The organism is Mucilaginibacter sp. (assembly GCF_039207105.1).
Classification (GTDB): domain Bacteria; phylum Bacteroidota; class Bacteroidia; order Sphingobacteriales; family Sphingobacteriaceae; genus Mucilaginibacter.
Genome location: NZ_JBCECK010000304.1, coordinates 1 through 2562, shown reverse-complemented (window position 1 = coordinate 2562; position 2562 = coordinate 1). Strand labels below are relative to the sequence as shown.

Below are 2562 nucleotides of genomic sequence, written 5' to 3'. Positions count from 1 at the left end.
TTGATACCATCTTTGGCTACCCAGGTGGCGCTATCATGCCCATCTATGATGCTCTGTTTGATTACAATGATAAACTGAACCACATCCTGGTCCGTCATGAACAGGGCGGCATCCATGCAGGGCAAGGTTATGCACGCACATCGGGCAAAGTGGGTGTTGTATTTGCAACCAGCGGTCCCGGTGCAACAAACCTGGTAACAGGCCTTGCCGATGCCCAGATTGACAGTACACCAGTAGTATGTATCACCGGTCAGGTATTCGCGCACCTTTTAGGTACCGATGCTTTCCAGGAAACTGACGTGATCAACATCACCACCCCAGTAACCAAGTGGAACTACCAAGTAACTGATGCCAACGAAATTCCAGAGGTAATTGCTAAGGCTTTTTACATAGCCAAAAGCGGCCGCCCCGGACCAGTATTGATCGACATTACCAAAAACGCGCAGATACAAAAATTTAACTACCAGGGATATACCCCTTGTAACCATATCCGTAGCTACAGGCCAAAACCTATTGTACGTACACAATACATACAGGAAGCTGCCGCGCTGATAAACCAGGCACAAAGGCCGTTTATCATTTGGGGTCAGGGTGTAATATTGGGTGGTGCCGAACAGGAGTTCAAAACTTTTGTTGAAAAAAGCGGTATCCCTGCAGCATGGACAGTTTTAGGCGCTGGTGCTATCCCAACAGATCATCCTCAAAACGTGGGTATGCTGGGCATGCATGGCAACTACGGACCAAACGTATTAACTAACGAGTGCGATGTGCTTATAGCCATAGGCATGCGTTTTGACGACCGTGTAACAGGCCGTTTGGACAAATATGCCAAACAGGCTAAGGTTATTCACCTGGATATTGACCCGGCCGAGATCGATAAAAACGTTAAATCAACCGTACCGGTATGGGGCGATTGTAAAGAAACGTTACCGATGCTAACTAAAGCTATTGAGCAAAAACAGCATACGGAGTGGATCAATAAATTTCATGATTACACCCAACAGGAAGTTGAAGCCGTTATTCAAAACGAGCTTAACCCAACCACTCCTGAAATGACTATGGGCGAAGTGATCAAACAACTGAATGATATTACTAAAGGTGAAGCCGTTATTGTAACAGATGTAGGCCAGCACCAGATGGTAACCTGTCGTTATGCCAAACTTAACAACACACGCAGTAACGTTACCAGTGGCGGCTTAGGTACTATGGGCTTTGCCCTGCCCGCAGCCATTGGCGCTAAGTTTGGAGCTCAAGACCGCACTGTGGTAGCTATTATTGGCGATGGCGGTTTTCAAATGACCTTGCAGGAGCTGGGTACCATTATGCAAAGCGGCGTTGATGTAAAGATCATCATCCTGAACAACCGCTTCCTGGGTATGGTTAGGCAATGGCAGGAATTGTTCAACGAGCGCCGTTATTCGTTTGTAGATATTCAAAGTCCCGACTTTGTAACCCTGGCATCAGCATACGGCATAGCAGGTAAACGCGTTGATAATCGTACCGACCTGCCTTCGGCAATAAATGAAATGCTGAACAACAAAGGATCATTCCTTTTAGAAGTAATGGTAACCAAAGAGAACAACGTATTCCCGATGGTACCACAGGGATGCAGCGTAGCCGAAATCAGGCTTAAATAAATTAAGCCTATAACCTTTAAAATAGCAGTCATGAGCAATCAAGATATAGAAAAACAGGAATTTAATATTACGGTATATACCGAGAACCAGATAGGCTTGCTTACCCGTATTGCCATCATATTTTCGCGCCGTAAAATCAATATTGACAGTTTAAATACTTCTCCTTCAGAAATAGATAAGATCCATCGTTTTAACATTGTGATCACTGAATCGGAAGAGGTAGTGCGTAAACTTACCCGCCAGATTGAAAAACAGGTAGAAGTATTAAAAGCATATTATCATACCAACGCGGATGTGATTTGGCAGGAATTAGCGTTATATAAAGTATCAACAGATGTAATTGCCGAAAAGGTAAGCGTTGAGCGTTTACTGCGCGAAAATGGTGCACGTGTGGTCGTATTGCGTAAAGATTATACGGTTTTTGAAACCACCGGTCACCGTGAGGAAACTGACAATTTGATCAGTATATTGCAGCCCTATGGCCTGATTGAATTTGTACGCAGCGCACGCGTAGCAATTATTAAAGATAGCGACGGCTTTAACCGCAAACTGCGCGAGTTTGAAAGGCTTGAACCAGGTGAAGACGTTATCGAGAACGAATACCTGAACCAGGGCGAAAAGGTATTTACGATGTAAACTAATAAACATGTCATTGCGAGCATAGCATGGCGATCACGAACTGTACACAACACCTGTCAGGTTCGCGATTGCTTCGTTCCTCGCAATGACAATAACTAATTAACTAATTGCAAATTAATCGATGAGATCACTTAAAGGTGAGCATCATCAAAATCAATAAAATAAACAAAACAATGGCAAAACTAAATTTCGGCGGAACTGAAGAAAACGTAGTAACCCGCGAAGAGTTCCCTTTATCAAAAGCTCAGGACGTATTAAAAGATGAAGTTGTAGCAGTAATTGGCTA

General features: G+C 44.0%; 2 protein-coding genes. Both read left to right on the top strand.

Going from position 1 to position 2562, the window contains the following annotated elements:
• A partial coding sequence (gene ilvB, locus AAGC65_RS25900) for a biosynthetic-type acetolactate synthase large subunit (protein ID WP_343115348.1) occupies positions 1-1637 on the top strand: 1637 nt, incomplete at its 5' end.
• A 30-nt stretch (positions 1638-1667) separates the two neighbouring features.
• Positions 1668-2273, top strand: a complete 606-nt coding sequence (gene ilvN / locus AAGC65_RS25895) for an acetolactate synthase small subunit (RefSeq protein ID WP_343115347.1) — start codon at positions 1668-1670, stop codon at positions 2271-2273.
• Positions 2274-2562 lie beyond the last annotated feature (289 nt).